Below are 21,948 nucleotides of genomic sequence, written 5' to 3'. Positions count from 1 at the left end.
AGGGATCGTGGAGTTCGAACCGCGCATCCTGATGTTCGTCATCTTCGGGCTGGGCCTGACGCTTGCGGTTTCGCTCGAGAAGAGGCTCGCCCGCTTCTGGCTCTCGCTGCCGATCGTCTATGTCGCGGCCGGGTTTGTCCTCTATTCGCTGCCCCTCGGGCTGCCCAACATCAACCCGACTCTCGACGGCTTCGACGCGCTCGCGCTCGAGTACATTACGGAATTCATCGTCATCGCATCACTGATGGCGGCAGGGATCGCGATCGACCGTCCGGTGAGCTGGAAGAACTGGGGCCAGATCTGGCCGCTGCTGGTGATCGCCATGCCGCTGACGATCGCGGCGGTGGCCTTCCTCGGCTGGTGGGCGCTCGGCCTGCCGGTGGCGAGCGCGCTGCTTCTCGGCGCGGCGATGGCACCGACCGATCCGGTGCTTGCGCGCAGCGTGCAGGTCGGCCCGCCGGGCGAGAACCAGCGCCATGACGTGCGCTTCTCGCTGACGGTCGAGGCCGGCCTCAACGACGGGCTGGCCTTCCCCTTCACCTATCTCGCGATTGCCGCCGTGGGCATGACCTCGCTCGGCGGCTGGACGCTCGAATGGGCAGCGCTCGACCTTGTCTGGCGCATCGTGGCAGGCTCCGCGGTCGGCTGGGCCGTGGGCCGCGCGGGCGCATGGTACGTCTTCGAGCGCGAGGCCGATGCGCCGATGAAGGAGATCGAGGAAGAGGACAGCGCCGACCAGCCGAAGTATTCGACCAGCGAAGGGCTGATCGTGCTGGGCACGCTGCTGCTCGCCTATGGCCTTGCAGAGCTTGCCGAGGGTTACGGATTCCTCGCCGTCTTCGTCGGTGCGGTGACGGCCCGCCAGCGCGAGAACCGCAGCCGCTATCACAAGCTCAGCCACCACTTCATCGACCAGATCGAGCAGATCGTGCTTGTCGCGGTCCTGTTCGGCTTCGGGGCCATGCTGGCGAGCGGCGTGCTCGATGCGCTGACCTGGCCTGCCGCGTTGGTCGGGATCGCGCTAGTATTCGTGATCCGTCCACTGGGCGGCCTCTTGTCCGAAAGCCTGTGCGACCTCCCGATGATCGGCAAGCTCGCCATCGCCTTCCTCGGCGTTCGCGGAATGGGTTCGATCTACTACCTCGCTTATGGCCAGAACCACGCCACGTTCGAGGGCCTCGATATCCTCTGGGCCACCGCGAGCTTCACGATCCTGCTGTCGATCGTGGTCCACGGCATCGTGGCAGGGCCCTTGATCGCCTATGTCGAGCGCCGCCGCGCGCACATTCATGAGGGGCAGGAAGAGGAGATGGCCTGCCTCGCGCCAGATGACAGCCGCATCGCGATCGAGGCCACCTCCAAGCCCGAATAGCAAAAGGGCGGCAGGATCGCTCCCGCCGCCCCTTCGATAGCGTCAGACTGCCCGAAGCTTACTTCTTGGCAGCAGCCTTCTTGGCCGGTGCCTTCTTCTTGGCAGGTGCCTTCTTGGCCGCGGGCTTCTTCTCGCCCTCGTCCTTCTTGGCGGCAGCCTTCTTCGCCGGGGCCTTCTTGGCAGCAGGCTTCTTCTCGTCCTTCTTGTCGTCCGACTTCTTGGCAGCTGCCTTCTTGGCGGGCGCCTTCTTCTTGGCCGGTGCCTTCTTCTTGGCGGGCTTCTTGGTTTCCTCGGTCTCGTCGGCCTCGATAGCGGCTTCGAGTTCCTCGCGCGTCACTTCGCGGTCGGTGATCTCGGCCTTGTCGAAGAGGAAGTCGACGACCTTATCTTCATAGAGCGGAGCGCGAAGCTGGGCCGCAGCCATCGGCTCGTCCTGGATGTACTGCATGAACCGCTCACGGTCTTCCGGGCGATACTGCTGGGCAGCCTGCTGGATGAGCATGCTCATCTCGTTCGGCGTGACCTGCACGTTGTTCGCCTGGCCGATTTCCGACAGCAGCAGGCCAAGGCGCACGCGGCGCTCGGCGATGTTGCGATAGTCGTCCTTCTCGGCTTCCATCTCCTTGAGCATCTCTTCCGGATTTTCCGAACGAGCGGCTTCCTGCTGGAGCTGCGTCCAGATCTGGCTGAACTCGGCATCGACCATACCCTGCGGCACGGCGAAGTCGTGGCCGGCTGCCAGCTGGTCGAGCAGCGAGCGCTTCATCTGCGTGCGGGTGAGGCCGGCAGTTTCCTGCTCAAGCTGGCCGCGCAGCAGTTCCTTCAGCTTGTCGAGACCGTCGAGGCCGAACTTCTGCGCGAAGTCGTCGTTGATCTTGCTCTCGCCTTCGACCTGGACCTTCTTCACGGTAACGTCGAACTCGGCCTTCTTACCGGCTAGGTGCGTCGCCTGGTAGTCTTCGGGGAAGGTCACTTCGATGGTCTTGGCATCGCCGGTCTTCACGCCGGTCAGCTGGTCTTCGAAGCCGGGGATGAACATGCCCGAGCCGAGCACGAGGGCTGCGTCCTCGGCCTTGCCGCCTTCGAATTCCTCGCCGTCAACGCGGCCGACGAAGTCGATGATCAGCTGGTCGCCTTCGGCTGCCTTCTTGGTCTTGGCTGCGTCCTTGTAGCTCTTGTTGTTCTCGGCAAGCTTGCCGATCGCGTCCATGACTTCCTCGTCGGTCACGGGGACGGTCAGGCGCTCGATCTTGATGTCTTCGGTCGAGGGTGCCTCGACTTCGGGCAGCACTTCGAGTTCCACGGTGAGGGTGGCGTCCTTGCCTTCCTCATAGCCTTCGCCCAGCTCGACCTTCGGCTGCATCGCCGGCTTGAGCTTGTTGTCGGCCATGGTCTTGTCGACCGATTCGCGAATCATGTCGTTCACGGCCTGCGCGTGAAGCTGTTCGCCATGCATCTTGCGTACAAGGTTCGCCGGGACCTTACCGGGGCGGAAGCCGGGCATCTTCACCTGCGGGGCGATCTTCTTGATCTCCGAATCGACACGCTCGTCGATTTCCTTGGCCTTGATGGTGATCGCGTAGGCGCGCTTGAGGCCTTCGTTGGCGGTTTCTTTGATCTGCATGGGGTTGGAACTCGTGGTTTACTGTCTGTCTGTGCGAGAGGCCTGCAAGAGGGCGAAACTGGTGCGGGCGAAGGGACTCGAACCCCCACATCTTTCGATACTGGTACCTAAAACCAGCGCGTCTACCAATTCCGCCACGCCCGCAAACCGCAAAGCGAGGCTGTGCGCCAACGTGGGTACGCCGCGCATATAGGCGCGTGCCTCTAGTAGGATGCGACCAAAAGGGCAAGCGTGTCGGCGGGTGACAACGCGATTGGGGAACGCCTTCGTGCGGCAGGCCGTTTTCATCGTGAAAGGATCGCAGAAATGAGCGACTACGAAACACCCACGATTCCACCTGCCACTCCGCCAGCGATCGATCCCGATGCGGACCCGAAAACCGCCGCCGAAATGGCTGCCGACGGCGAGAGCGAAGGCAAGGTGCTTGCGAGCGCAGACGAGCCGAGCGAAATCGACATCGAGGCCGAGCGCGCGATGAAGCCCGCCATGGAAGGCGGACGCGACGGCGAAGGCGAGCAATTGATGGACGTCGCAACGCAGCTCCCGCCTGATTGAGCTTGTCGCTGGCCCCCTGCACGATTAAAGGCGCGCGGCATGAGCGAAGATACCAAGACTGACGACAAGCCCAAGACCCCGCCCCTGCACCTCTCGGTCAATCCGAAGAGCGAGCATTTCAACGTCGACGTGCTCCAGCGCGGCGTGGGCATCAAGTTCAAGGGCCGGACCCGCACCGATATCGAGGAATACAACATTCCCGAAGGCTGGGTGCGCGTGCAGGCGGGCAAGACCGTCGACCGCAAGGGCAACCCGTTGACCCTTAAGCTCAACGGCCCCGTCGAAGCCTGGTTCGAAGACCTCGGCGACAATCCGCCGGTCGCAAAAGCCGACTGACCCTGCTCTTTCCTACAAGGGCCGCGCGATGGCAGGAGGCACCAAGATGTTGCCTCTCGCCCGCCGGAAACCGTTGAAAACCGCCGCCTGCGCCCCAAATTCGCGCGGCGGCGTTTTTCTTTCCAGGACCGTGTTCCATCCGTTCCAAGCTGTTGGAACACCCTCCCGGCCTTGCCAAACCACCGGCAATCGCCCACCTGCCCGCAAGGCAAGACCATGAGCGCAACACAGAAACCTACAGTCATCATCATCGGCCGGCCCAACGTCGGCAAGTCGACGCTGTTCAACCGGCTCGTCGGCAAGAAGCTCGCGCTGGTCGACGACCAGGCGGGGGTGACGCGTGACCGCCGCATGGGCGATGCCGAAATTGCCGGCCTCGAGTTCACCGTGGTCGATACCGCGGGCTGGGAAGACGAGGACGCGGATAGCCTGCCGGGCCGGATGCGCAAGCAGACCGAAGTCAGCCTGGAAGGCGCGGATGCCGCAATGTTCGTGATCGACGCGCGTGCCGGCCTCACCCCGCTCGACGAAGAGATCGCGCGCTGGCTGCGCACCGAGGAAGTGCCTGTGGTGCTCGTCGCCAACAAGGCCGAGGGCAAGGCGGCCGAAGCCGGCATCCTTGAAAGCTACAGCCTCGGGCTGGGCGAACCGCTTGGCGTGTCGGCAGAACATGGCGAAGGCATTGCAGACTTGTTCACGGGCCTATGGCCGATCATCGGCGCCAAAGCCGAAGCGGCTGAGAAAGCCGCAGAGATCGAGGCCGAGTTGGACGAGGAAGACCTGTCCGGCCCGCTCAAGCTCGCCATCGTCGGACGCCCCAACGCGGGCAAATCGACACTGATCAATCGCATGCTTGGCGAGGACCGCCTGCTGACCGGCCCCGAGGCCGGCATCACGCGCGACAGCATCGCCGTCGACTGGGAATGGCACGATCCCAAGACCGACGAGATGCGCGAGATCCGCCTGATCGACACCGCCGGCATGCGCAAACGCGCCAAGGTCACCGAGAAGCTGGAGAAGCTCTCGGTCGCCGACGCACGCCGCGCGATCGACTTCGCCGAAGTCGTGGTGCTGCTGCTCGATGCGACCAAGGGCCTCGAACACCAGGACCTCAAGATCGCCAGCCAGGTACTCGAAGAAGGCCGCGCGCTAATCGTCGCGATCAACAAGTGGGACATCGCAGAGAATGCGTCCTCGCTGTTCAACGGCATTCGCGAGGCGCTGAACGAAGGCCTCAGCCAGGTGCGCGGCGTGCCGCTGTTCGCGGTCTCGGCCAAGACCGGCAAGGGCATCGACACCATGCTCTCCGCCGCTTTCGAGATCCGCGAGGCATGGAGCCGCCGCGTTCCGACCGCTGCGCTCAATCGATGGTTCGACGATGCGCTGGCCGCCAACCCGCCGCCCGCACCGGGCGGCCGCCGGATCAAGCTGCGCTACATCACGCAGGCGAGCACGCGCCCGCCGCGCTTCGTGGTCTTCGGGACGCGGCTGGACGACCTGCCCAAGAGCTACGAGCGCTATCTCGTGAACGGCATTCGCGCGAAGCTCGGCTTCGATGCCGTGCCTGTGCGCGTGGTGCTGAAGAGCCCCAAGAACCCCTACGATGCGAACCGCGGCGGTGGCGGCAAGTTCTCCGGCGGAGAGGGGCGTGACTGACGCGCTTCTGCTCATCCCTGGTATCGAGCTGCTGGAGAGGACCAGCTCTTCGATCCGCGTGCAGAATGTGGTCCAGCTATCGATGGCGCCCGCCTTCCTGCTCGCAGGCATCGGCGCGGTCATGAATGTCATGACCAACCGCCTGATCTGGGTCGCCAACAAGATCGAGAAAATCCTCAAGGTGAGCGACGGCGACGAGGGAAGCGAGCTTCTCGTCGAGCTTCCGGCGCTGGAGAAGCGGCGTGTCCATGCCCAGCGCGCCGTGATGCTCAGCACGGCATCAGCATTCACCATAAGCATCGTCATCATGCTGCTGTTCGTGAGCGCTTTCGTCAGGGCGCAGCTCGGCACGCTGGTCGCCTTCACATGGGTTCTGACGATGGGCCTGCTGATGGCCGGCCTCGCCTCATTCCTGCTCGAGACGAGAGTGGCGGCCAAGCGCAACCGCGAACGCATGGACGAACGCCGCTTCGGCCCCTGATCGCGGCACGCCAACCGACCTAGCGGCAACACCCTAGGGCCGGGGTTGCAGGTCCTTCAAGATCGGCGTCGCAAGGTCTTTCCTACACGAGGGGTGAGATGCCATGCCGCGCATAGAAATTGCCCTAAGCCCGCATGACGCGCGAGAGGGAGAGCCGGTAACTTTTCAGGCTTTCGATGTGCCCACTGCCCTGCTGATCGCAGATATCAACGTGTCCTCAGGCGATGCGGAGTTGTGGTGTGACGGCACGCGCCTCGCCCGGTTGACCAAGCGAGGCGGCGCAGATGCTTGTTTCTGGGAAGTGCGGGCGGGTTAGCCCTCTTCGCCTTCGCCGGCAGCCTTCGAATTGAGCTGGACGTAGTTCTGCAGGCCCATGCGCTCGATCATGTCGAACTGGGTCTCGAGGAAGTCGACATGCTCTTCCTCGCTCTCGAGGATACGCTCGAAGATCTCGCGGGTGGTGTAATCGCGCACTTCCTCGCAATGCGTGATCGCATCGCGAAGCAGGGGGATCGCTTCCATCTCGACCGCGAGGTCGGCCTTGAGAATTTCCTCGACCGTCTCGCCGACCTTGAGCTTGTGAATAGCTTGGAAATTGGGAAGGCCGCCGAGGAACAAGATGCGTTCCGCCAGCACGTCGGCATGCTTCATCTCGTCGATCGATTCGTGCCGCTCGTATTCGGCGAGCTTGGTCACGCCCCAGTCGGCTAGCACGCGATAGTGCAACCAGTACTGGTTGATCGCGGTCAGTTCGTTGGTGAGCGCCTTGTTCAGGAACTCGATGACCTTGGCATCGCCCTTCATGGATTTCGTCTCCGTCGGAATGTTTGCGCGTTCTATGCGCGCAGCACGTCGACGGCACAAGCCGAAAAGGTCAAAAAACGGCGGAATTCCGCCAGTTGCGAGCGATTTTCAGTAGCGGAAACTAGGCCGCGACGCTGGTCGGCTTGAAGGCCAGTTCGCGCTCTTCGAAGATGATGGCCTCGGCTTCATCGAGGCAGGTTCCGCAAGCAGGACGCTTGCCGAGCGAGGCATAACAGGCTTCCGCATCGCCCGGACACCGGCGCGCTGCATTGCGCAGATCGGTTTCACGAATGGCATTGCAGATGCAGGTGTACATGCGCTCGGGTTTCCTTTGCGATTGATTCGCAAAAACAGGTGTAGTGCGAATCATTCGCATTAGCAAGCCTTCAACGACGCAAGGCGAAACGCTTCCCGTAGGTGAGGCAGCGCCACAGCCATTCGAGCGGACCATAACGAAAACGATCGAGCCATGGCTTGGACCAGAGAAGCATGACGGCCCAGGCGACGAGGACGACGCCATAAAGCTCGGTCCGGCCGAGCTGCCCGAACAGGTCGAGCCCCCAGTTCCCGAACACGACCAGCATGACGAGCGAAGAGCCGAGGTAGTTGGTGAACGCCGCCCTGCCCGCCGCGGAGACCCGGTCGCCCAGCCAGCTGCCTGCGTGCGGCGCGTAGAGCGCCAGCAAGGCTGTCAGGCCGAGCACCATGGCGAGCCTCGGGAAATGCGAAGTGCCGACGAACGCGGTGAGCGCACCGTAGTAGGTGACGCCGCCTTTCATCGTCTCGAGCGCTATGACGAGGAATGCGGCTGCGCCCACTATCAGGCCGGTCCAGCCCCAGAAGCGCTGCTTTCGCCGGTCCATGCGACCTTCGAAGAGACCCCACCTGTAGAGCGCCATTCCGATCAGCATCAGTGGCAGGGTCTCGAATGCGAAGAAGCCCAGCATGCTCAGCTGGTCTGCGGCGTGCTTGTCGAATGTGTGTCCCACCAAATCCGCATAGCTGCCGTCCTCCCTGATCCGCGTTTCCGCGACCCCGTCGGCGAGGTCCTTGTCGCGCGTTTCGTTGAACTGCTCCTGCATTTGCTCGAGGGCGACACTGCCGCCATGATCGCCTTCCGCGATGTTCTGCATGAACAGCATCGTCGCCGCGTAGAATATGCCGCCAGCGACATAGCCGAGGAGACCGAGCACCATCTGTTTCTTCGCGCTCATCCCGATGAAGAGAGCGACTGCAATCAAGCCGCACACAGCGTAGAGAAGCAGGATGTCGCCGCGCCAGATGAAGTAGTAGTGGAGCAGTCCGAAGACGCCCAGCCAGGCCAATCGCCGCGCCTGAAGCCAGCGCGTCGCACCCTTCGCCCAGGCCTTTTCCATGAAGAGATAAAGGCCCGCGCCGAACAGCAGGGTGAACAGCCCGCGCATCTTTCCGTCGATCAGGACGAATTGGGCCACCCACATCCAGTCTTCGCTTGCCGAATGATCGACCGTGAAAGCAGGCGGATACATGTAGGCCGTGAACGGCTGGCCCATGGCCACGATATTGGCGGCGAGAATGCCCATGACCGCGATCCCGCGGATGAAGTCGAGGCTGGCGATCCGTCCCCCTGCCTCGGCTACCGGCTTCACCTCGGCTGGCACCGGCCCTGTATCGGAATGCGCATCGCTCACGTCGTTTCCTCCCGCCTCATGCCTCCTTCATAGACCGAGGAGGCGCTGCAGGAATACGCACTTCTTGTAACCGCACAGATTTCGGGACGCGTCCGCGCTTCGTCAGCGGGTAACGAGGCAGTCGTCCCCGCGCCGTTTGAGGGCGGCACAAGCCCGGCGTGCATCCTCGCGATCTCGCATAGCCACCGGCCTGCAGGATCGTGAGGCGCCCGGCAGCTGTCTCGATCTCGCTGCCGCCCCGAAAATTCGGGCATGTCCGCAACCTTCTGCCACATCCGGCCGACGTTGCCCGGGACCCGGAACGCACCAAGCTGGACCTTCCACGGACCGCTTGCCGTGGCGGTTGCAGGTGCAGGTGCCTGGCGCGCAGGAGCCGGAGAGGGCGGCGGCGGTGGCGCTGGTGCTGCCACAGCCGCAGGAGCCGGAGCGGGAACGGAAGCCCGAGCGGCACTTCGTGACGGCGATGCAACAGCGAGCCTGCTGTCGGCTGCGGGTGCCTGCGCCGTTTCGCGAATCCGCGAGGCGAGCATCACGGCCTCGCTCTTCTGCTCCTCGTTCAGATAGGGCTCCATCCGCGCAAGCGCCCTTCCGGCCTGCGGCAGCCCGCCGTCACTCGCAAGAGAGGCCAGCGCAAAGGCGAGTGGCCAATCGCGTTCCGCGACGTCGCCGTTGAAATGCGCGACGGAGAGGAAATAGCGCGAGGCCGCATCGCCGCGGCGCGCTGCTGCCCTCAGGAAAGGCAAGGCATCGGCTTCGGCGCCGCGCTGGAACAGGAGCACGCCGTATATGTCCGCCGCCTGCTCATTCCCTGCTTCGGCGGCCTGCGCGTAATAGCTCTCCGCGCGCACGAGGTCCTGCGCAACGCCTAGCCCGAAGCGATATGCCTGGCCGAGATTGTAGAGCGCGTGGCTGTCGCCGGAAGCTGCTGCCGCCTCGAATTCGCGTACCGCTTCCCTGTAATCGCCGGCCTGCCATGCGGAGACGCCAGCGCGGGTATCCGCCAATGCGGGCGCGGTCACCAGCACCGCAATCGCCGCGGCGCAGGGCAGTACGAATTGTTTACCAGATATCGCCATAACCCAATCCATTACGAAGCGGCGCCGGACCTCACCGGACCGCTGGGACCGGAATAGCAGGCCGCGTCTTAACATCCCGTCGCTACCCGCAAAATGCGGAATGTTTAACGGGATTAACCTTAAATTAGGGGTAGTCTGCGATCCCGGTTTCGAGACCGCCGCAAACACCGCGGCAGATTGATTGAACAGGCGCTATAGGGGGACCTAGCCTTGCGTGTACTGGCTTTGGCATCGCAGAAGGGCGGATCGGGTAAAACCACGCTCTCCGGACATCTGGCCGTTCAGGCCCAGCGAGCGGGCGCTGGCCCGGTCGTCCTTATCGATATCGATCCGCAGGGGTCGCTTGCAGACTGGTGGAACGAGCGTGAAGCGGAACTTCCCGCCTTCGCACAGACCACCGTTGCACGGCTCGCTTCGGACCTCGCGATCCTTCGACAGCAGGGCTTCAAGCTCGCTGTGATCGATACGCCGCCGGCAATCACCATGGCCATCCAGTCGGTGATTTCGGTTGCCGAACTGATCGTCGTCCCGACTCGCCCCAGCCCGCACGATCTGCGCGCTGTCGGTGCAACGGTCGACCTTTGCGAACGCGCCGGCAAGCCACTGATCTTCGTGGTCAACGCTGCAACGCCCAAGGCGAAGATCACCTCGGAAGCAGCAGTCGCGCTCTCCCAGCACGGCACCGTTGCCCCGATCACGCTTCACCACCGTACCGACTTCGCCGCTTCGATGATCGACGGGCGCACGGTAATGGAAGTGGACCCGGAAAGCCGTTCCTCGGCCGAAATTACCGCTCTTTGGAAATACGTCGCGGACCGGCTCGAAAAGCAGTTCCGCCGCACCGTCTTCTCTGCGCCCAACCAGCAGGCGCAGCAGCCCGGTGCCTATCGCCCAGCCGGTGGCTTCGGCCGTCGGGTGGCACAGTAAGAGCAACTAAGGAAAGGCGGAGGCCAGCCGGATGTCAGACGCCAATTTCGCTTCTCTTTCTTCGACCCTGCTCGCACGCAAGGGCGGCGCGAAGCCTGCCATGCGTCCGCAGTCGGCGGCACAGGGCCCGGTCGACGGCGTTTCCGCCGCGGCCAACCTCGAAGACCTGGGCTGGAACGACATGGGCGAAGACGCCCCTGCACCCTCGCCCGCTAACTTCGATGATGCCGATGCCGGCGAAGCACGCCGCTTCATGCCCAAGGCACCCACGCTGGCGGAAACGGGCCTGATCAAGAGCGGTGCTGCCGAAGACGGCGAAGATGCAGATCTTGCGCATGACAACGATGCGCATGACCACGAAGCTGCGAGCGCGGAAATCGTGCCCATCGGATCGCGCCATTACGATGATTCGATGAGCGCGAACAGCGTGCGCGAATCGCTCGACAAGATCGCCAGCCAGCTCGGCCAGCAGGAAGCCGAAGACGAGGTCGCAAGCCCGACCGAAGTTCGCTTCGACGCTGCCGCCGCCATCGCTGCGCCGAAGAAGAAAAAGAAGACCAAGCACGCCAAGCGCACCAGCGCGGCGAGCAAGGGCAAGCGCGCTGCCTTCACGCTGCGCCTCGACCCTGAGCGTCACCTGATGCTGCGCCTAGCCTGCACCGTTCGCGGCAGCAGCGCACAGCAGCTGGTGACCGACGCACTTGACGGCCTCCTGGCCGAAATGCCGGAAATCGCGAGCCTTGCTGCCCAGGTGCAGCAGCGCTCACACTGAGAAACCTGAAGGACGTGGGATCGCCTTTTGAGGGGTAATGCAATGACGAACAGGAACACCTTGATCCGGCTCGCTGTCACGACGGCGATCGCTTCGACCGCCCTCGCCGGCTGCACCGGCAAGGTCGCGCCGACGGCGGCCCACTCGGCTGCAAAGGCCGAAACCGCGCTCCAGAAAGGCAAGGGCAGCAAGGCTGTCGACCATGCCGAAGCCGCGGTCCTTGCGACCCCGCGCGACGCATATGCCCGCACGCTGCTCGGCAATGCCTACATGGAGGCCGGTCGTTTCGCTTCGGCTACCCAGGCATTCTCGGACGCGATCGAACTCGGCGACACCTCGCCGCGCACCGTCGTGAGCCTCTCGCTGGCACAGACCGGCATGGGCGACCGCGCCGCCGCGATCTACACGCTCGAGCGCCATGAAACCGCTCTCGATGCTGCGGACTTCGGTCTTGCCATCGCCCTTGCCGGCCAGCCGCAGCGCGGCGTGCACGTTCTCTCCAACGCCCTGCGCGATGGCCAGAACACTGCCAAGGTTCGCCAGAACCTCGCCTATGCCTACGCAATGAGCGGCCAGTGGCGCGAAGCGCGCATCATGGTTGCCGAGGACGTACCGGCCGACAAGGTCGGCGAACGCATGGCCGAATGGGGCGCCATCGCCCGTCCGGAACAGTATCGCACCCGCGTCGCAAGCCTGCTCAATGTCGAGATCAGCAACGATCCCGGCCTGCCGACCATGCTCGCGCTGCACAACAATCCCAGCGTCGACATGCTGGCATCGGAGAACGTCGAACAGGCTGATAGCGACTTCGCTTTCGTCGCCGAACTTCCCGCCGCCGATCCGGTCGCTGAAGAAGAGATCGTCGCATTCGACGTCGATGCCGGTGACAAAGTCGAAGTCGCCGCTGCAGCTCCTGCCGCACCGGTGCGCGACGAGCCGCGCTTCGTGCCGGTAGATGCTGATCGCTCGAAGCCGGTCGTGGTTGCGTCGCTTGATGGTGAAGATGAGGTTTCCGCGCCGGTGGCGAAGCCCGCCGTTGCCGCGAAGCCCGCGGTTGCCGCGAAACCGGCAACGGCTGCAAAGCCTGCTCCGGCACCGAAGCCGGCAGCTGCTCCGACCCTCGCGGTGTCGAAGGGTGACTACAACATCCAGCTCGGCTCCTACTTCACGATGGAAGACGCGCTGGCCGGTTGGGAAAAGTTCAAGGCCATGTATCCCGAACTGGCTGACGCCGAGCGGTCGATCAGCAAGGCCCGCGTAAATGGCCGGCTGTACTTCCGCGTCGCGGCGGTCGGCTATGCCAAGGACTCGGCCCGCGACATGTGCTCGAGCGTCAAGGGCAAGGGCGGCGGATGCATCGCCTACGCACAGAATAACCCGCTGCCGGGCGCACTGCTCGACAACGGAACGGTACGGGTCGCAGCGCGCTAAGCGCACAGATAGAGATACCACCGAGCCTCGCCCCTTCCGGATCCGTCCGGGAGGGGCTTTTCTTATGCGCTATAGGTCGATTGCGACCCCGCCCTTCCACAGCGCGGTAACGCGCCCCTGGGTGGGCTGACCGTCGAAGGGTGTATTGCCCGCCGTCGCCGCCATCTTGGCGCTCTGGATGACCCAGGGCTTGTCCGGATCGACCAGCGCGATGTCGGCTTCGAAACCGGGCTTGAGCTGGCCTGCATCGACACCGAGCAGGTTTGCCGGGTTGCGCGAGACGAGGTCGAATGCACGCGGCAGGTCGATGACCTCATCGCGCACCAGCGAAAGAACCATGGCGAGCAGCGTCTCGGCCCCCGCCATACCCGGTTCGGCGTCCGAAAAGGGCAGGCGCTTGTCTTCGGGGCCGCGCGGATCGTGACCGCTCGAGACGACATCGATCGTGCCATCGGCAATAGCTTCGCGCACTGCACCGCGATCGGCTTCGCTGCGCAGCGGCGGGGAGAGGCGCGCAAAGGTCCTGAACTCGGCGGTGGCGAGATCGGACAGCATGAAGTGCGCAGGCGTCACGCCCGCAGTCGCGCGCTGTCCGCTTGCCTTTGCCTTGCGGACGAGATCGAGGCCGGCCCTGGTCGTGACCTGGCGGAAATGGATCCGGGCCCCGGCCAGTTCTGCGAGAGCAAGATCGCGCGCGATGGCGATCGCTTCGGCTTCTGCGGGCGCGCTCGGGAGGCCGCGACGCGTTGCATATTCGCCTGCCGTCGCAACCGCATCGCCCACAAGTGCCGCGTCCTCGGCATGGGTGATGACCGGCATGTCGAGCATCGCTGCATATTGCAGCAGGCGCAGCATCACGCCGCTGTCCGAGATCCACTTGCGGCCTGTGGCAATGCCCCTGGCCCCTGCCTCGCGCATGAGGGCGATCTCGGCGATTTCACGGCCTTCGAGGCCGCGCGTTGCCGCGGCCAGCGGATGGACCCAGAAATCGGGCTTGCCGCTCTTGGCGATGTAGGAAACGCGGCTCGGTAAATCGAGCATGGGCGACTGGTCGGGCATCAGCGCCGCGCGCGTGATCCCGCCGAAATGGAAGGCCGGCTTGTCGACCGCGAAGACGCCGAGGTCGACGAGGCCGGGAGCGGCCAGCTTGCCTCGCGCCTCGACGATGCTGTCGCCCTCTTCGGCAATGTCCTGCCCGATGGCGGCAATCGCGCCGTCGGCGAGGCGCAGCGCGCCATCCTCGATGCCCGAGGGCGTAAGAATGCGGCCATTGGCGATAGTGATGGGGGAAACCTGCTTCATACCGCGTCTCCCCATCCCTCGACCCCTCGGCCGCGCCTCGTCAGCACGTCGAGGCATGCCATGCGGATGGCGACGCCCATCTCGACCTGCCGCGTGATGATCGAGCGGTCGATCATGTCGGCGACCTCGCTGTCGATCTCAACCCCGCGGTTCATCGGTCCAGGGTGCATCACCAGCGTATCGTCCTTCGCCCTTTCGAGGCGCGCCTTCGTGAGCCCGTAGAGGTGGTGGTATTCGCGCGCCGAGGGAATGAACTGTCCGCTCATGCGCTCGGTCTGGAGGCGCAGCATCATAGCGACATCCGCCCCGTCGAGCGCTGCGTCGAAATCGTGGTAGACTTCGGCGCCCATCGCCTCGATCCCGCTCGGCATCAGCGCAGGCGGCGCGCAAAGCCGCACGGTTGCACCCAGCGCCTGCAGGCAGAGCAGGTTCGAGCGCGCGACGCGACTGTGCAGGATATCGCCGCAGATCACGATCTTGAGACCGGTGAAGTCGTCCGCCGTCTCGCCGCGTTCGCGCAGCGCATGGCGCAGTGCCAGCGCATCGAGCAGCGCCTGCGTCGGGTGCTCGTGCTGGCCGTCACCGGCATTGAGCACGGGGCAATCGACCTTGTCCGCGATCAGTCCGGTCGCCCCGCTCGACCCGTGACGGATCACGATAGCGTCCGCGCGCATGGCATTGAGCGTGATCGCAGTATCGATCAGCGTCTCGCCCTTCTTCACGCTGGACTGCGCGGCGTGCATGTTGACCACGTCGGCGCCGAGGCGCTTGCCCGCGATCTCGAAGCTCAGCAGCGTGCGCGTCGAGTTTTCGAAGAAGGCATTGATGATGGTGAGTCCGGCCAGCGTATCGCTGTGCTTGGTTCGCTGGCGGTTCAAATCGACCCATTGTTCCGCCTCGTCGAGCAGGAACAGAATTTCGTGTCGCTCCAGCTGGCCGATGCCGAGCAGGTCGCGATGCGGGAAGGCCAGCGCACCCGCAGGATAGCGGGCCGCGTGAGGCGAGGTGTCCGAAGCTGTCATTAAAGCCACGCCCTTAGTCGAGTGGTTTAAGCGCCTCAAGCATATTCCTGTGGCACATCGCACCGCCCTTCCCTACGTCTAGGATGAAAGACGCAAACAAGGGGCGAGAATTCATGGGTTTTGCAGGCAAAGTCTGGCGCTTGCTGGTCGGTATCAAGGACGGTCTCGTCCTCCTGTTCATGCTGCTGTTCTTCTGGGCGCTATTCGCTGTCCTTACCGCGCGGCCGAGCCCGGCGCAGGTCCGCGAGGGCGCGCTCCTGATCGAACTCGACGGTGTCGTGGTCGAGGAACGCACCCCGATCGACCCTTTCGAAGCCCTGCTTTCCCAGACTGCCCCGATCGGCGAATTCCAGTCACGCGACCTCGTGCGTGCGATCGACAAGGCAGCCGAGGATGATCGCATCACCGCCGTTGTACTCGACCTCGACGGGTTCCTCGGTGCCGGCCAGGTCCACCTGAACGATATCGGCGAAGCACTCGATCGCGTCCGCAAGGCCGACAAGCCCGTCCTCGCCTATGCCACCGCCTATGCCGATGACGGCGTCTTCCTCGCCGCACACGCGACCGAGGTCTGGATGAGCCCGCTTGGCGGCGCAATCGTCGCGGGTCCGGGCGGCGACCGCCTGTATTTCGCGGGCCTGCTGGAACGCCTGAAGGTCAACGCACGCGTCTACAAGGTCGGCACCTACAAAAGCGCTGTCGAACCCTTTACCGAAAGCGGCATGTCCGAGCCTGCGCGCGAGAATGCCAACGCGCTCTACGGCGCGCTGTGGGAAGAATGGCAGGCCAGCGTGAAGGCCGCGCGTCCCTCGGTCGACCTCGACCGGGTCACCAATTCGCCTGCTGAGTGGGTGGAAGCCGCCAATGGCGATCTCGCGACCGCCGCTCTCGAGGCGGGCCTCGTCGACAACCTGGGTAACTCCGCTGAGTTCGGCGCGCGCGTTGCCGAACTGGTGGGCGAAGACGAGTGGAGCGACCTTCCCGGCGCCTATCCCTCGACCCCGCTCAACGCATGGCTCGAAGCAAATCCGTGGGACAGTTCCGGCAAGGCTATCGGTGTAATCACCGTGGCCGGCGAGATCGTCGATGGCGACGCGGGTCCCGGTACGGCCGGCGGCGCGCGCATCGCAGAACTGCTCGACGAAGCGCTCGACCGCGACTTTGCAGGCCTCGTCGTCCGCGTGGATTCGCCCGGCGGCTCGGTGCTTGCATCGGAAGAAATCCGCGATGCGATCATGCGTCACAAGGCGCGCGACATTCCCGTCGCCGTGTCGATGGCCAATGTCGCGGCAAGCGGCGGCTACTGGGTTTCGACCCCGGCCGACCGCATCTTTGCCGAGCCCGAGACGATCACCGGATCGATCGGAATCTTTGCCGTCATCCCGACCTTCGAGGAAGCCGCTGCCAGCATCGGCGTGAACAGCGACGGCGTGGCAACCGGCCCCCTTTCGGGCCAGCCGGACCTCATCGGCGGCTTCACGCCCGAGGTCGACCGCATCCTGCAGGCTTCGATCGAGGACGGCTATGAAGACTTCCTCTCGCGCGTCGCATCCGCCCGCTCGATGACCCGCGACCAGGTCGACACCGTCGGTCAGGGCCGCGTCTGGGACGGCGGCACCGCCCGCCAGCTCCAGCTCGTCGACGAATATGGCGGCATGGAAGAAGCCCTCGCGTGGGTCGCTGCCCAGGCCGAGCTCGGCGATGGCGAGTGGCACGCAGCCTATCTCGGCGACCAGTCGAGCAGGACCGATACGATCCTGCGCCAGTTGCTGATCGGCGAAGAAGATGCGGAGGGCCGTGACGTGTTCGCCATGCTCGCAGGCCAGGAAGTCGCGCGCACCGGGATGATCGTCACCGATGCCCAGCGACTGCTGAGGGCACGCGGTGCACAGGCCTATTGCCTCGCCTGCCCTTCGCCCGCTTCTGCCAAGGCGCAGGGGCAGCAAACGCTCGATGGATTCCTCGCGCGCGTGGCTGCCTTCTTCACCGATTGAGGCGCTTGCCATGGGGCGATTCGCCGCGTAAAGGCGCGCCCCTGCCCGGTGCTTCAGGCACCGAAATCGGGCGGGCGCGTAGCTCAGTGGTAGAGCACACCCTTCACACGGGTGGGGTCGCAAGTTCAATCCTTGCCGCGCCCACCATCGTCTCCGGTCACGATATTTCCGTTACGGCTTCCTGCAAGGCGCGACGAGCTTCGGTCTGCTATGCCGGCGAAGCGGCTTTCGCACTCCCGAAGGAATCTTCGCGCCGGCCCCGGCCAGCCCATTGCGATTCCCGCTGACCTTCGCCTAGGTGAGGTTATCTGCCGCCTTCAGGCACTGCCCTAAGGGCATGGCGAGCACGGCTGAACGACTATCGGAGCTTGAGCACATGAATCTCGAATTCACCCCCGAAGAACAGGCTTTCCGCGAAGAGGTTCGCGCATTCATTGCCGAGAATTATCCCAAACACCTCGGCGATGTCGGCCTTCGCGAAGACCTCTCGCGCGAGGACTTCCTCGCCTGGCACAAGATCCTTGGCGAAAAGGGCTGGTCGGTCCCCGCATGGCCGGTCGAATACGGCGGCACAGGATGGACCCCGACGCAGCGCTACATCTGGTCGGAAGAGAATGCCCGCGTGAACGCGGTCATGCCGCTACCCTTCGGCGTGTCGATGGTTGGCCCCGTAATCTACACCTTCGGCAATGAAGAGCAGAAGGCGAAGCATCTTCCGGGGATCCGCGATGGCAGCGTGTGGTGGTGCCAGGGCTATTCCGAACCAGGTGCAGGCTCGGACCTCGCCTCGCTCAAGACCACTGCGGTCCGCGACGGCGACCACTACGTCATCAACGGCCAGAAGACTTGGACCACGCTGGCTCAATATGCCGACTGGGGCTTCTTCCTCTGCCGCACCGACACCGACGCCGCCAAGCCGCAGGAAGGCATCAGCTTCATCCTCGTCGACATGAAAACGCCCGGTGTCGAAGTGAAGCCAATCAAGCTTCTCGACGGCGGCTACGAGGTCAACGAAACCTGGCTGACCGACGTTCGCGTACCGGTCGAAAACCTCGTCGGCGAAGAGAACAAGGGCTGGACCTACGCCAAGTTCCTGCTCGCCCACGAACGCAGCGGCATCGCCGGTGTCGCCCGCTCCAAGCGCGGCGTCGAGAAGCTGCGCGAGATCGCCGCGAACGAGACCGTCGACGGCGAACCGCTGATCGAGGACTTCGAATTCGCCCGCAAAGTGAGCCAACTGGAGATCGACCTTGCCGCACTCGAAATCACCGAGCTGCGCACGCTCGCCGGTGAACAGGCGGGCAAGGGTCCGGGACCGGAAAGCTCAATCCTCAAGATCAAGGGCACCGAGATCCAGCAGCGCCTGACCGAACTCACGCTGGAGGCGGTCGGCAGCTATGCCGCACCCTATTATCACAGTGTCGCGAACGACGACGGCAGCAACGAATATCCGGTCGGCCCCGATTATTCGGCGCATGCGGCGGAAACCTATTTCAACATGCGCAAGACCTCGATCTATGGCGGATCGAACGAGATCCAACGCAACATCATCACGAAAATGATCCTCGGCCTCTGAGGCCAGAGCACGAGCGGAGAGAGACCCGTGGATTTTAATTTCACCGAAGAACAGGATATGGTGCGCGACGGACTTTCGCGCCTCGTCAGGGAACAATACGACTGGGAAACGCGCCGCGCGGCGATCGCCAGCGATGCCGGATGGCGGCCCGAGATATGGGCGCAGCTGGCCGAACTCGGCATCCTCGGCATGCCGTTCAGCGAAGAAGTCGGCGGCTTCGGCGGCGGCGCGGTCGATGCGATGATCGTGATGGAGGAATTCGGTAAAGGTCTCGTGGTCGAGCCTTTCGTCCCCACCGTTGTCTGCGCAGGCGGTTTCCTGAAGCACGCCGGTAGCGAAGCCCAGCGCGAGGAACACCTCTGCACCATCATCGACGGCAGCCGCGTCTTCGCCTTCGCCTATGCTGAACCGCGCGGGCGCTACAATTACGCCGATCTCGAAACCACGGCAAAGAAGGACGGCGACAGCTATGTCCTCAATGGCCACAAGGCCGTCGTCATCGGCGCGCCTTGGGCGAGCCACCTCATCGTCACCGCGCGCACCGGCGGCGATCGCCGCGATGCCGAGGGCGTGAGCGTCTTCATCGTCGACAAGAGCGCCGACGGCATCGTGACGCGCGATTACGAGACCGTCGACGGCCGCCGCGCGTCGGAAGTCTATTTCGAGAACGTCTCGGTCCCAACCGACGCGCTGATCGGCGAAGAGGGCGCCGCCCTCCCGCTGATCGAGCAGGTCACGGACGAGGCCATCGCGGCACAGTGCGCTGAAGCATGCGGGGCGATGAAGGTCGCCCACGCCATGACGCTCGAATATTCGAAGCAGCGCAAGCAGTTCGGTGTACCGATCGGCAAGTTCCAGGTGCTCCAGCACCGCATGGTCGACATGTACACCGCTTACGAGACCGCGGTCTCGCTGACCTATCTCGCAACGCTCAAGCTCGATGCTGGCGAAAAGGAGCGCAAGCGCGCGGCCTCGTCAGCCAAGGTCGGCGTCGGCCAGTCGGCCCGCTTTGTCGGTCAGGAAGCGGTGCAGATCCACGGCGGCAACGGCGTGACCGACGAATATGCGATCGGCCACTACTTCAAGCGCTTGACGATCTTTGAAAGCGAATTCGGCAGCGTCGATCACCACCTGAAGCGGCACATCTCGCTGGCGTAAGCGCAAAACTGTCGACCCGGCTCGTGTCTACAGACCGGGCCGGGTGTCAGACTGTCAGTGCTGGAAAAGTGGTGGTGCCGCTTACGTGACTCGAACACGTGACCCCATCATTACGAATGATGTGCTCTACCAACTGAGCTAAAGCGGCACATTCCCGAGGAGGGAAGTGGAGGCCCGAGCCGGAATCGAACCGGCGTACAAGGATTTGCAGTCCTCTGCGTCACCACTCCGCCATCGGGCCTCGCCCGACCTTTGGGAGGCGGGAAGCGGCCCACTAGCGATTCTCAGGAAGCTTTGCAATCGCCTTACGTAACGTCAGTCTGGACGAAGACAGATTGGCGGGCGATGGAGGGGCATGAGCATTGCCAGCCTGACCGATCCGATCTCGCCCGAGGGCGGGAAAATCCGCTTTGAAAACCTCGAACACTGGCTGCAGGGCCGGACCATGTATGGCGGGGCCTCGGCGCTCATCGCCTACACGGCCGCAGTGCGCGCCTTCGACGACCTGCCGCCGCTGCGGGCAGGGCAGGTGGCCTTCGTCTCTCCGACCGGACCGGAGGTCGAACTGAAGCGCGAGATCGTGCGCCAAGGGCGCAATGTGGCGCAGGTCCGCAGCGAAATCTGGTGCGAGGGCAAGTGCACGCTGACGGCTTTCTGGCTGTTCGGCACCGAACGCGAGCCCAATGCAGTGCACGAGGCAGCGCCGGTCGAAAACTGGCCCGGCTCGCCCGAAGAGGCCGATGCAGCGATGGAGGGCAAGGGCCCTGCATTCCTGCAGAACAATTTCGAGATCCGCCGCGCACAAGACATGCGCGGCCCCGGTGCGCCGGTGGTACGCCGCTGGGCGCGGCTGAAGGACCGCGAGGGCCTCGATCCGATCAGTGAGCTGATCCTCCTCGGCGACGTGCTTCCTCCGGGGGCGATGCGCGCCATGCAGCGGCAAGGGCCGATCAGCTCGATCAACTGGTCGTTCAACCTCCTCGACACGGCGCCGACGACCGATGACGGCTGGTGGCTTTCGGAGAACGCCAGCCAGCATGCGGCGGGCGGCTATTCCTCGGAGCGGCTGCGTCTCTGGAATACCGAGGGCCGGCAGGTGCTCGACGGGATGCAGAGCGTCGCGATCTTCGGCTGACGCGCGTCATCCGCTTGTAGGAAACCGGAAGCCCCATGCGGCACGCGGTGCTGCATTCGAGTCGGACCGACACGCCTCCAGCTTGCCGCCAGCGTTGCCGCTTGGCATCTTGCCTCTTCGACGGGATCCGCATGAACAGGCACTCACTCTCAAAGGCATTTCCGGCAGTGCTGCTCCTGGCCAGCGCCACAAGCGGCTTGCCCGCAGCGCACGCGCAGACGGAGCAGGCAGGACCGCTCCAGATGGTCCAGCCGATCCCGCCGACCGCTAATTGCGTCTTCGAGGAAAGGGCCGAAGAGCCCGCCGAAGAGGAATTTGTGATGCCCACGACCGGCTTTGTTTTCACCCTGCCCTCCGACGAGCCCGAGATGGCCAAGGAAACGCATCATTGCGCCCCGCCCCTGCCGCCTCCACCGGTCCGTCCGGCGAACCCCAGCCTGTTCCGGATGATTGCCATGCCGGTCGGCTACGCAGCCGCGCCGATGACGAAATGGGACAGCGTCCGGCTCGCCGACCTCGGCGAGGAAGCCGGCCCGTGGCGCGAACTCATCACCAATGCGAGCCAGCCGGGCGCACGCGATCCGGTCGCCATGGTCAACACTTGGGTAAACTGGAACGTGCGCTACCGCGACGAGCCGCCGGGCGTCGACCAATGGTCGAGCGCGCCCGCCACGATCCGGCGCGGCTTCGGCGATTGCGAGGATTTCGCGCTCGCCAAGATGGCGCTGCTCAAGGCGATCGGCGTGCCTTCGGACGACATGTTCCTCGTGCTGCTGCGCGACAGGCAGCAGGGCGAACATGCAGTTCTGGCAGTGAAGCAGCGCGGGCGGCTCGTCATCCTAGACAACCGCACCGATATGGTCCTGCCCGCCTACCAGGTGGAGGACTACACCCCGATCGTGAGCTATTCGGGCCCGTTCGCGTGGATCTATGGCGAGGTGGCGCGGTAGCAGCCTGACAGCATAGGTATCGGAGTGTCCGTTAGTGGGTGGGAAGCAGACGAGCAAATTAAGGTCTGAGCTCGTCAGTCAACCACAATAAAATAGATATTAGCGCA

At 64.1% G+C, this 21,948-nt stretch carries 20 protein-coding genes and 4 tRNA genes; 14 read left to right on the top strand and 10 right to left on the bottom strand.

Annotated elements, in window-relative coordinates:
- Positions 1–7 precede the first annotated feature (7 nt).
- On the top strand, positions 8–1,372 hold the full coding sequence (locus tag ACZ1G8_RS08565; RefSeq protein WP_472679023.1) for a cation:proton antiporter: 1,365 nt from the start codon (positions 8–10) through the stop codon (positions 1,370–1,372).
- Positions 1,373–1,430: 58 nt separating this feature from the next.
- On the opposite strand, the gene tig is transcribed toward ACZ1G8_RS08565, so the two are convergent.
- Together tig and ACZ1G8_RS08555 are read right to left on the bottom strand one after the other, a co-directional pair.
- Positions 1,431–2,996 carry a trigger factor gene (tig, locus tag ACZ1G8_RS08560; RefSeq protein ID WP_472679022.1) on the bottom strand — a complete coding sequence of 522 codons (1,566 nt, stop codon included), beginning with the start codon at positions 2,994–2,996 and terminating at the stop codon, positions 1,431–1,433.
- A gap of 59 nt (positions 2,997–3,055) precedes the next feature.
- Positions 3,056–3,140 (bottom strand) — tRNA-Leu (locus tag ACZ1G8_RS08555).
- A 162-nt stretch (positions 3,141–3,302) separates the two neighbouring features.
- On the opposite strand from ACZ1G8_RS08555, the gene ACZ1G8_RS08550 reads away from it, so the two are divergent.
- The 4 genes from ACZ1G8_RS08550 (at position 3,303) to ACZ1G8_RS08535 (ending at position 6,024) form a co-directional block, all read left to right on the top strand.
- Positions 3,303–3,551 (top strand): hypothetical protein, encoded by a 249-nt coding sequence (locus ACZ1G8_RS08550; protein WP_472679021.1) that lies wholly within the window; start codon positions 3,303–3,305, stop codon positions 3,549–3,551.
- Positions 3,552–3,590: 39 nt separating this feature from the next.
- Positions 3,591–3,887, top strand: coding sequence for a DUF3297 family protein (locus tag ACZ1G8_RS08545; protein WP_472679020.1), 297 nt, complete (start codon positions 3,591–3,593; stop codon positions 3,885–3,887).
- A gap of 216 nt (positions 3,888–4,103) precedes the next feature.
- A complete protein-coding gene (gene der, locus ACZ1G8_RS08540; RefSeq protein WP_472679019.1) occupies positions 4,104–5,543 on the top strand; it encodes a ribosome biogenesis GTPase Der in 1,440 nt (479 codons plus the stop codon).
- Positions 5,536–6,024, top strand: coding sequence for a DUF2721 domain-containing protein (locus tag ACZ1G8_RS08535; protein WP_472679018.1), 489 nt, complete (start codon positions 5,536–5,538; stop codon positions 6,022–6,024). The genes der and ACZ1G8_RS08535 overlap by 8 nt, the downstream gene beginning before the upstream one ends.
- 312 nt (positions 6,025–6,336) lie before the next feature.
- On the opposite strand, the gene bfr is transcribed toward ACZ1G8_RS08535, so the two are convergent.
- The 4 genes from bfr to ACZ1G8_RS08515 all read right to left on the bottom strand — a co-directional run bounded on the left by bfr (position 6,337) and on the right by ACZ1G8_RS08515 (position 9,574).
- Entirely contained in the window at positions 6,337–6,828 is a 492-nt protein-coding gene (gene bfr, locus ACZ1G8_RS08530) for a bacterioferritin (protein ID WP_221429469.1), read from the bottom strand.
- Between the two features lie 121 nt (positions 6,829–6,949).
- Positions 6,950–7,144, bottom strand: a complete 195-nt coding sequence (locus tag ACZ1G8_RS08525; RefSeq protein ID WP_221429226.1) for a (2Fe-2S)-binding protein — start codon at positions 7,142–7,144, stop codon at positions 6,950–6,952.
- 70 nt (positions 7,145–7,214) lie between these two features.
- Positions 7,215–8,498, bottom strand: coding sequence for a DUF418 domain-containing protein (locus tag ACZ1G8_RS08520; RefSeq protein WP_472679017.1), 1,284 nt, complete (start codon positions 8,496–8,498; stop codon positions 7,215–7,217).
- Positions 8,495–9,574 carry a tetratricopeptide repeat protein gene (locus ACZ1G8_RS08515; protein WP_472679016.1) on the bottom strand — a complete coding sequence of 360 codons (1,080 nt, stop codon included), beginning with the start codon at positions 9,572–9,574 and terminating at the stop codon, positions 8,495–8,497. The genes ACZ1G8_RS08520 and ACZ1G8_RS08515 overlap by 4 nt, the downstream gene beginning before the upstream one ends.
- A gap of 210 nt (positions 9,575–9,784) precedes the next feature.
- Here ACZ1G8_RS08515 and ACZ1G8_RS08510 point away from each other — a divergent pair, with 210 nt between their 5' ends.
- From ACZ1G8_RS08510 to ACZ1G8_RS08500, 3 genes are read left to right on the top strand one after another with little or no spacing between them, the layout of a single operon-like run.
- On the top strand, positions 9,785–10,501 hold the full coding sequence (locus tag ACZ1G8_RS08510; protein WP_221429228.1) for a ParA family protein: 717 nt from the start codon (positions 9,785–9,787) through the stop codon (positions 10,499–10,501).
- A gap of 31 nt (positions 10,502–10,532) precedes the next feature.
- Positions 10,533–11,273, top strand: a complete 741-nt coding sequence (locus tag ACZ1G8_RS08505; protein WP_472679015.1) for a hypothetical protein — start codon at positions 10,533–10,535, stop codon at positions 11,271–11,273.
- Between the two features lie 42 nt (positions 11,274–11,315).
- Positions 11,316–12,704: an SPOR domain-containing protein gene (locus ACZ1G8_RS08500; RefSeq protein WP_472679014.1), complete on the top strand. Its 1,389-nt coding sequence runs from the start codon at positions 11,316–11,318 to the stop codon at positions 12,702–12,704.
- 69 nt (positions 12,705–12,773) lie between these two features.
- On the opposite strand, the gene ACZ1G8_RS08495 is transcribed toward ACZ1G8_RS08500, so the two are convergent.
- Positions 12,774–14,006, bottom strand: a complete 1,233-nt coding sequence (locus tag ACZ1G8_RS08495; protein ID WP_472679013.1) for a dihydroorotase — start codon at positions 14,004–14,006, stop codon at positions 12,774–12,776.
- Positions 14,003–15,028, bottom strand: coding sequence for an aspartate carbamoyltransferase catalytic subunit (locus ACZ1G8_RS08490; RefSeq protein WP_472679012.1), 1,026 nt, complete (start codon positions 15,026–15,028; stop codon positions 14,003–14,005). The genes ACZ1G8_RS08495 and ACZ1G8_RS08490 overlap by 4 nt, the downstream gene beginning before the upstream one ends.
- A gap of 113 nt (positions 15,029–15,141) precedes the next feature.
- Between ACZ1G8_RS08490 and sppA the strand changes: the two genes are divergently transcribed.
- The 4 genes from sppA (at position 15,142) to ACZ1G8_RS08470 (ending at position 19,756) form a co-directional block, all read left to right on the top strand.
- Entirely contained in the window at positions 15,142–17,022 is a 1,881-nt protein-coding gene (gene sppA / locus ACZ1G8_RS08485) for a signal peptide peptidase SppA (RefSeq protein WP_472679011.1), read from the top strand.
- Positions 17,023–17,094: 72 nt separating this feature from the next.
- Positions 17,095–17,169: transfer RNA gene (locus ACZ1G8_RS08480), tRNA-Val, on the top strand.
- A 229-nt stretch (positions 17,170–17,398) separates the two neighbouring features.
- Positions 17,399–18,598 (top strand): acyl-CoA dehydrogenase family protein, encoded by a 1,200-nt coding sequence (locus tag ACZ1G8_RS08475; RefSeq protein WP_472679010.1) that lies wholly within the window; start codon positions 17,399–17,401, stop codon positions 18,596–18,598.
- A gap of 27 nt (positions 18,599–18,625) precedes the next feature.
- Positions 18,626–19,756 (top strand): acyl-CoA dehydrogenase family protein, encoded by a 1,131-nt coding sequence (locus tag ACZ1G8_RS08470; protein WP_472679009.1) that lies wholly within the window; start codon positions 18,626–18,628, stop codon positions 19,754–19,756.
- A 72-nt stretch (positions 19,757–19,828) separates the two neighbouring features.
- Here the strand turns inward: ACZ1G8_RS08470 and ACZ1G8_RS08465 are convergent.
- Both ACZ1G8_RS08465 and ACZ1G8_RS08460 read right to left on the bottom strand, forming a co-directional pair.
- Positions 19,829–19,904 (bottom strand) — tRNA-Thr (locus ACZ1G8_RS08465).
- Between the two features lie 19 nt (positions 19,905–19,923).
- Positions 19,924–19,997: transfer RNA gene (locus ACZ1G8_RS08460), tRNA-Cys, on the bottom strand.
- 114 nt (positions 19,998–20,111) lie between these two features.
- Between ACZ1G8_RS08460 and ACZ1G8_RS08455 the strand changes: the two genes are divergently transcribed.
- Together ACZ1G8_RS08455 and ACZ1G8_RS08450 are read left to right on the top strand one after the other, a co-directional pair.
- Positions 20,112–20,891: an acyl-CoA thioesterase gene (locus ACZ1G8_RS08455; protein ID WP_472679008.1), complete on the top strand. Its 780-nt coding sequence runs from the start codon at positions 20,112–20,114 to the stop codon at positions 20,889–20,891.
- Between the two features lie 131 nt (positions 20,892–21,022).
- Positions 21,023–21,841 carry a transglutaminase-like cysteine peptidase gene (locus tag ACZ1G8_RS08450; protein WP_472679007.1) on the top strand — a complete coding sequence of 273 codons (819 nt, stop codon included), beginning with the start codon at positions 21,023–21,025 and terminating at the stop codon, positions 21,839–21,841.
- The last annotated feature ends 107 nt before the right edge of the window (positions 21,842–21,948 follow it).

The sequence above is a fragment of the Qipengyuania sp. BR81-2 genome (assembly GCF_055693895.1).
This window is presented reverse-complemented; position numbering and strand designations above follow the sequence as displayed.

What these genes read in the sequence shown, in the direction of transcription:
- tig (WP_472679022.1), bottom strand. Translation starts at nt 2,996, where the DNA reads ATGCAGATCAAAGAAACCGCCAACGAAGGCCTCAAGCGCGCCTACGCG.
- ACZ1G8_RS08550 (WP_472679021.1), top strand. Translation starts at nt 3,303, where the DNA reads ATGAGCGACTACGAAACACCCACGATTCCACCTGCCACTCCGCCAGCG.
- ACZ1G8_RS08545 (WP_472679020.1), top strand. Translation starts at nt 3,591, where the DNA reads ATGAGCGAAGATACCAAGACTGACGACAAGCCCAAGACCCCGCCCCTG.
- der (WP_472679019.1), top strand. Translation starts at nt 4,104, where the DNA reads ATGAGCGCAACACAGAAACCTACAGTCATCATCATCGGCCGGCCCAAC.
- bfr (WP_221429469.1), bottom strand. Translation starts at nt 6,828, where the DNA reads ATGAAGGGCGATGCCAAGGTCATCGAGTTCCTGAACAAGGCGCTCACC.
- ACZ1G8_RS08525 (WP_221429226.1), bottom strand. Translation starts at nt 7,144, where the DNA reads ATGTACACCTGCATCTGCAATGCCATTCGTGAAACCGATCTGCGCAAT.
- ACZ1G8_RS08515 (WP_472679016.1), bottom strand. Translation starts at nt 9,574, where the DNA reads ATGGCGATATCTGGTAAACAATTCGTACTGCCCTGCGCCGCGGCGATT.
- ACZ1G8_RS08505 (WP_472679015.1), top strand. Translation starts at nt 10,533, where the DNA reads ATGTCAGACGCCAATTTCGCTTCTCTTTCTTCGACCCTGCTCGCACGC.
- ACZ1G8_RS08500 (WP_472679014.1), top strand. Translation starts at nt 11,316, where the DNA reads ATGACGAACAGGAACACCTTGATCCGGCTCGCTGTCACGACGGCGATC.
- ACZ1G8_RS08495 (WP_472679013.1), bottom strand. Translation starts at nt 14,006, where the DNA reads ATGAAGCAGGTTTCCCCCATCACTATCGCCAATGGCCGCATTCTTACG.
- ACZ1G8_RS08490 (WP_472679012.1), bottom strand. Translation starts at nt 15,028, where the DNA reads ATGACAGCTTCGGACACCTCGCCTCACGCGGCCCGCTATCCTGCGGGT.
- sppA (WP_472679011.1), top strand. Translation starts at nt 15,142, where the DNA reads ATGGGTTTTGCAGGCAAAGTCTGGCGCTTGCTGGTCGGTATCAAGGAC.
- ACZ1G8_RS08475 (WP_472679010.1), top strand. Translation starts at nt 17,399, where the DNA reads ATGAATCTCGAATTCACCCCCGAAGAACAGGCTTTCCGCGAAGAGGTT.
- ACZ1G8_RS08455 (WP_472679008.1), top strand. Translation starts at nt 20,112, where the DNA reads ATGAGCATTGCCAGCCTGACCGATCCGATCTCGCCCGAGGGCGGGAAA.
- ACZ1G8_RS08450 (WP_472679007.1), top strand. Translation starts at nt 21,023, where the DNA reads ATGAACAGGCACTCACTCTCAAAGGCATTTCCGGCAGTGCTGCTCCTG.